At 44.6% G+C, this 6,912-nt stretch carries 3 protein-coding genes, 1 tRNA gene and 2 pseudogenes; 2 read left to right on the top strand and 4 right to left on the bottom strand.

The window, feature by feature from the left end; genetic code table 11:
* Nucleotides 1-94 (top strand): annotated as a pseudogene (locus tag AACV78_RS15900) (IS1 family transposase); the annotation flags it as partial.
* A gap of 28 nt (nucleotides 95-122) precedes the next feature.
* Here the strand turns inward: AACV78_RS15900 and drmA are convergent.
* The 4 genes from drmA to AACV78_RS15880 form a co-directional block, all read right to left on the bottom strand.
* A complete protein-coding gene (gene drmA / locus AACV78_RS15895; protein WP_194012898.1) occupies nucleotides 123-3,368 on the bottom strand; it encodes a DISARM system helicase DrmA in 3,246 nt (1,081 codons plus the stop codon).
* A gap of 140 nt (nucleotides 3,369-3,508) precedes the next feature.
* Nucleotides 3,509-3,582: transfer RNA gene (locus tag AACV78_RS15890), tRNA-Asp, on the bottom strand.
* Nucleotides 3,583-3,638: 56 nt separating this feature from the next.
* Entirely contained in the window at nucleotides 3,639-4,766 is a 1,128-nt protein-coding gene (locus AACV78_RS15885) for an esterase-like activity of phytase family protein (RefSeq protein WP_194012899.1), read from the bottom strand.
* 66 nt (nucleotides 4,767-4,832) lie between these two features.
* Entirely contained in the window at nucleotides 4,833-6,683 is a 1,851-nt protein-coding gene (locus tag AACV78_RS15880; protein WP_194012900.1) for a TM0106 family RecB-like putative nuclease, read from the bottom strand.
* Nucleotides 6,684-6,778: 95 nt separating this feature from the next.
* Here AACV78_RS15880 and AACV78_RS15875 point away from each other — a divergent pair.
* Nucleotides 6,779-6,912 (top strand): annotated as a pseudogene (locus AACV78_RS15875) (aminotransferase class V-fold PLP-dependent enzyme); the annotation flags it as partial.

Here is a 6,912-nt window from a genome sequence, read left to right as displayed (position 1 = left end):
AAAAACTCTTTCATTCTCCAAAAAACTCTCCAATCATATTGGGGCTATTTGGTATTTTATTCATGAGTATAACGCCAGTTTATCTATCAATTAAAACCCTTGATTTTCCTTGCTATGCAGGACTACCCAGGCAATGATTGGGCAAGGCTGGTCAATAAACCCGGCAGTTCCGTCGAATCCTTGCGGCTGGAAAGCTCTATTTCTTCGCCTAACACTCGTGGAGTAACTCCTCTAACGTCTGCTACATACTTCAGCCGTTCCGCAATATCTTGGCGGTAAAGAGTCAAGGCTCCAGCTAACTCTCTAATCGCATTAAAATAACCAACTAGCGTCCAAAACGGATCGCAATCTGTGTCATTATATTCTCCTTGTCTCAGTTTCCAAATACTTTGGAGCATTGACGAGTAAAGCCGAACAATCGGAGTTTGAGCGCCCTTACCCGGAGCACACACAGCAACATACAGGCGACCGCTAGGATGTCGATTGTTTTCATCAGTATCTATGGGGTGAACATTCGCTGGCGTTCTGGCAAAAAAGCTATCTGCTGCTGACAGACTCATCGGTGGAAATTGAAACACATTCCGGTCAAACAGGCATTGTATTTGCGATTGAGACTGTCGTACCGTTGCAGTAGAGGCAATATATTTAGGTTTGACAATTTGACCGCGATACATTTGTTCGCACAAAGTATCGACAGCCGTTTCATAAAGCCCTACCATACTGCCTAATGGGCCTTCAATTAAATGCAGCTCGTCTTGTAAAATCAACTCAGGCGGTAACAGCGGGTGCACATCTTTTTTTTGCTTTTGAGGAGATGTTGGCTCAACTCCTGCATTCGCACGATAGTAACCTTCTCTGCTGCAATAGCGATTGACGTTACCAAAAAGAGAGCCTGCTTTTGGCTCAAATGCTAAACGGGCAAATTTATCTACTGTAGCAACCAGTAAAGAAGGAATGCGCGAATAAATTTGGTCGTCTGCTGTAAATGCTGAAATTGGGATTCTGGAAGAGTGTGAGCTTTGTTTGAAAGCTGCTCTTGGATTTTCCCAAACCAAGCTATCTGGGGTGTTGAATCGAGGCTTGTATGTTTTGTTGAATTGAATGGGTACTTTTTCATTCCATTGTTTTGCCGTGTTTAGGTAGCAGTTGGGACTGGGACAGTAAATTTCAAAATCTTCAATTTTTTCGGCACCGCGACTACCTGTACCTGTATAGACTTTTTTGAAATATCCCGATCGGCTTATTCTAAAAGCAACTAATTCTGCATCGATAGAGTGAGGCTTTACCTGATTTGTCCACCAATTATCTAATTTTTCCGAGAAAACTCTGACATCTTGTTTTAAATCAAAATTAATTGATAGTGTGATATAACCTTCAGCATTGCTGTTATTAGATACAGAAAAAATAGGAGGTTTTGCCATTTCTTCTAAAGGTATAACGTGGCGAGCAAGTAAGCTGGGTTTGACTTCACCTTTGATGACCAAATGAATAGTATGTCCGTCTTGTTTTGCACCCAAACCATCTTTGGGAACAGCTAGAATTGAGCCACAACAAGGACAGTTAAGAATCTGAGCGGGTTCTCCCTCTGCTTTTTGACCTTTGAGGGCATCAATAGCACCCGCAATCCTGAGATGTGGCAATCCTTTTAGACTGTTGGGCGTAACACTTCCCCCAACCCACAATCCCGCAGAAAAGCGCGTAGTTCCCCAAATGTTACTGTCTGTGAGGCTACAGTTTGGAGGCCTCCAACCGACAGGCGCACTGGTTCCTAAATTTTCAACTCGCAAGACTTCACAGGCGACAATTAAGCCTAAAGCACGACGAAACTGTTGAATTGTTAAGAGTCTGAGGGTGTATCGAGAAATGACGCTAATACCGTGTCCGGTGCGATCGCCCTCGGTATCTTTCTGAGATCTCAATCTTCTCAATCCCATAGTGAAAGCAGCTAAACCCAAGTACGCCTCAGTCTTGCCGCCGCCAGTCGCAAATGCTAATAAGTCGCAAGTTGCGCGATCGCTATGGAGTGGATTGGCGATCGCCGGAATATTCACTAACACAAAAGCAAGTTGAAAAGGTCGCCATCTAAATTCATCTCTCTTACCCTTCCAAGAAGCCTGCAAATCAATTGCTTTATTAGCTAAACAGAAAGCCAGCCTAACTTCCTCATCCTCAGCGATCAGATCGATCGCTTCTTGAATTCTTGCCATTGCTTGACGGCAGGTTGCTAAGTGTCGGTTAGCGGCCCTGCGATATCTACTCTCCAAGCGATCGACTGCTGTGGCTTGTTGACCGATCCAAGCTGCATATCCATTGACAAGAGGTTGCAGCGCCTCCCGAATTGCGATCGGATTCCAGGTTTGGGCTAATGCAGTTGTCCTGAGTTCAGGAGGCTGTTCAGTATCCGCATCCCAATCAATTTTTGGAGATTGAATCGGATAACAAGGGACATATTCTGTTCGGCATTCAGGTTTAGCAAACTTTTGCCGCTGCTCTTTTCCGTATTCAGAATCGACAACTTCTGCGTCAATCCATAGCAAGGGATTTTGTACCTTAGAAGGACGTTCGGGGTCTATTTCTGCCCAGACAGCGGCGCACAAATGACCCCGCGCATAAGCTTGATAATCTCGATATATCAGTGCTAACGACTCATCTTCTTCTTCAAGACTTCCCGCAGCAGGAACCTCCTCAGCCGGCTCAAAACTATCAAAAGGTAACAGCTCAGTATTTTCTGCACAAAAAACTCGAATTTGAGGCTGAAAAATCATATCGCCTGTCTGAAACCGCCGTTTTCCCGACTCTTCCATCGGGTCAAGCAGAGAAGTTTCATTAACTAGGTAAATCGATACTTTGTAAGTATTGTCACTCCGGCGCGCGCTGCGAAGAGTAATGTTAACCGCGTCTATTTCTGGAATTGGTAAAAATTCTGCAACAGAGATTTTTTCGGGAGTTAGGTAGCAATGGGGAACTCGCTTGAAAACTTGTTTTCCCTGGGGATCTTTTTCGTCTTGATACCGCGCCCAAGTTGCACAAAAAGCTATCTGCGGTTTCCCTGTATCTGTAGCGCGGACAATAAAAGAAATCCCCATAGAACGGGGTAAAGATTTGGGATCTAAAATCGGGGCTGCTGCTGAAATTGGGGGTTCTTCATCGGAATCGTCATCGCGGCATTTATCTATCCCAATCCCTAAAGTTTCAGCCTCTGCTTCAATTTCCTTAGCATCCTCCTCGCTAGCCTCTCGCGGGATTAGGACACCGGTGATGAATTCATTACGGGGGTCTTGGGTGCTGGGTAACACCTCGAAACAAGACTCTCTCGGGCCGAGAACTTCCTGTCTGAGACGGAGTAGCAGTTCTGTGCGTACTGACACAATATACCTTCTGCAGTTGGTTAGAATCCAGCCTTGTACTGCGCTTGCCGATCGTACAAGGAGTTATCCTTGAGTATAAATTAAAACAGTTCAGCTTTTTTACAAAGCTGAACTGCTTAAACTTTCTATTTACGAGAGAACGGGACAGACGGGGCTCGAACCCGCAACTTCCGCCGTGACAGGGCGGTGCTCTAACCAATTGAACTACTGTCCCTCGTTTTGCCGTTCTTTCAGGCACAATTTCTATTATGCCTATAACTTCACCTTTTGTCAAGAGGTTTTTTGAACTTTTATTTGGAACCCCAAAATCTGAGTCTCTTGCAGGGGACTGAAGTTGTTGTCGCCGACCAAAATCAGACCTCTGCTACCATCGGCTAACTCCGGGCCGAATGTCAACCCCTCAATGTTGTCTAGGGGAATTTTTAGGGTTTCCAAATCCAGCAACAGCCTTTTTTGAGCGGGAGAAACCTCGCCCAGACTGCTTTTGAGGCTTTCTATCCCTTCTATGCGATCGGCTTTTTCCAAAGAAACCTCAAATAGCCTAACAGTAACGCCGGTTTCCAGGGAGACAGCACGCTCTAAACTCAGCAAGCGCTTGTCGTCAATCGCCAACAAATCCGCTAAACCGTTGGTAGTGAATTTTCCCACAGGATTTGCACCGGCGGGTAGCGGTTCGGTGATGTAGGCAAAGGAGGCATCTGGATTGCCGCTTAACGCATCGTAGCGCAGAATCCGGCACGGGCTGCCTTTTTCCAGAGAAGGCACGGCGCCATCCTGTACCATAGCGTTTTCGGTGGCGGTGAAGAGATATTGGCGATCGGGCGTTAAAGTTAAACTTTCAAACGATCGATTGTTGCGGATGCCTTTAGTGCCTTTGTCATCGGGCAAAAATAGATCGGGAATTGGCAGCGTTTTGAGCAGTTTACCGTCGAGGGAAAATTCTTTGATGAAAGGATCGATTTGGCGATCGACATCTCCCTCCGAAGAAACAAACACGCTATTGCCCGCAAAAGTTATCCCCTCTAGATCTAAACTTAAACTCGGAAAACTTTCGCCCTTTTCATCTAATAAAGTAGTGACACCAGTAAACTCAATGTTGTCTTTTTCCAATTTACCCGATTTCAAGTTTATTTTGAGAGAATAAAAGCGAGCCGGAGCCTTGCTGCTGCGGTCATCCGAAATGGCATAATAAACTTGTTTTTCGGCATCGTAAGTAATCCCCGAAAGTCCGCCAATTTCTGTACCCTCAAACGGAGAACCAGTAGGAAATATTGCTCTGCCAATAAAATCTATTTTGGTAAGGGCGAAAGATTCGACTGACAAATTTACAAAAATCGCCACAGTTGCTGCTATCAAAAAACAGGAAATAAATATAATTATTTTTGCTGATTTTCCCATTTTACTATCTTCTTCTCTTTCTAACTTCGCGCCCTTTGCGCCAACGCGGTTCGTTCAATCATAAAATCACGGTTTCTGATTCAGCAAAAAATTAGTCAACCAATCTTTAACCACATAAGTAGCGCGACAGTCGTCCTCATTGTACCGGACGATCGCCTCCAAGATCGATCGATCGCCAGTTTTGAGCCAATCATCGTACCAACAGACACACTGAGCCCCATTAGCCTTAGCATCGCGCCAGTCAAAACCCAACCAGCGGGCGATGGGTTTTAGCGCATAACTTTCCACCGGCATAATAGCTTGTTGCGTCACTTGTTTGTGAATATCTACAAACCGTTTCAGCACTGGTTTCCACAAATAAGCTGGAGTATTGTAAAGTTTAGCTAGGCGTTTAAAAGTCTTGACTTCGTAGTCGCAAAAGTGGAAAATCGGAGCAATAGGATAAGCCCACATTAATTCTAAAAATTGCTCCCAAATTACACCTTCCTCTGCTGCTGATTCTGCCAGAAAACCGTGGAATTTTTCATTTTTATTGTACCTATCGACAACTAAGACTCCGTGGAGGTAATCTAAATTCATCTCCGGTTCCGCTTCAATATCAAAGTATAGTTCGATTGGGGCTACCGACAAAAAGACAGATTGAGAATAGGGAATTGGTTTGCTGCGGAGAATTGGCGCAGGCTTTGCTGGTGCTGCTGGTTTATTTTCTCTGATTTTTACTTCTTCAACTGTGATGTCATTCAAGATATTATCTACAATATCTGGTACTATTTCAGATAAGTTAAGTTGTTCTAAATTCTCACTTCTACCTTCTTCTATATCCTTAATCCGTGTATCCATGTCAAAATCCGTGTCGTGCCTTCCTTCTTCCTTCTTCCCTCTTCCGACTTCCATCGAACTGACATCCGTTACATCCGTTATAAAATCCGTTGCCGAACTTCCTTCTTCCCGCAACAGCGGTTGATTTAACAAGTGAGATTGAGCTTGCCGCACCACATCAAAAGCAACTCTGTCAGGGAATTCTGGATACTCAGCAAGGAGTTCGGAACTAGCACCAGCGAGAGCTTCTACATCGGTAATTTCAAGAGTTTTTAGTCTAGCATAGCGGCCGGCAGTAACTCCAGGCAATAGCGAAAGGTGTTTGATTGATTCGGCTTCGGCATGACAGATAGTGTACCAACCGCAAAGATTGCATTTTTGGCGGGAAATGAACACTTCTGGTTTATCCCGATTTTCTATCATCTGAATGCAGTTATCTAATATCTCTAGCATCTGAGGAGTTCGCTGGTCGAGATTCACTTGCCAAAACCCTTTTTTTCGCAGCATCAGCCACGCAGATTCGGGGATTTTTCCCTGCACGGTAGCTAATATTCTGGCGTGAAAAGCTGCAATAATTTGATAGTCTAGTTTTGGTCGCTTGCTGAGCCAAATATCGGCAGTAACGTAACTCCAATCGCCAAATTTCGATTGTCCTGGCTGTTTTATTAATAAATGCGGGCGGCTGACGAGGGTAATATTTGAAGACTGCGGAGTGGAGGATGAAAGATGAATATTAGTTTGGGAGACTTCCCCCGTATCTGAGAAATATTGACCGTCAATTCCTACCAAAGAAGTTAATTTACCGTTGGTTTGGCCCAATTCGCCTTGAATTAAAACTCCTCGGTAAATGCGATCGGCTCCTTGCTGCATTAAACTCAATGTAGCAGCAGCTCCGGCTTCCCAATCTCCTTTAGGATATGATGGTTGTTGGTAAGTTTCGCCTGCCAATACCTGCTGCTGGTACGTCGCGCTGTCGCGGATCAGTTTCAGCAAAAAGTCGCTTGGCGGATCGAGTTGTTTCCAGTCTCCCCAAGTGTCTAAAAATGCTCGGAGGTTGCATCGCTGATAGGAAAGTAGCAGTTTGTCAGTTATTAACATTTAGTGTTTGCAAGACATAGAGTATTAGGCAAAAGGTATAAAATTCACAGCATCAGTTATTCAATATTAACGCTATCAATAATTCCCCAGAAAAAATGACAAAGGACAATCACCGGCAACAATTTCCAGCTTTGGCCAATAAAGCTTATTTTAACTACGGCGGACAAGGGCCGTTGCCTGAGTCTGCTTTACAGGCGATTTATGAGGCTTACAAGCGGGTGCAGCTTGG

Source organism: Tychonema sp. LEGE 07196 (genome assembly GCF_963890365.1).
GTDB lineage: Bacteria > Cyanobacteriota > Cyanobacteriia > Cyanobacteriales > Microcoleaceae > Microcoleus.
The sequence above is the reverse complement of the archived record's forward strand: the minus strand, read 5'-3'. Positions and strand labels throughout refer to the sequence as shown.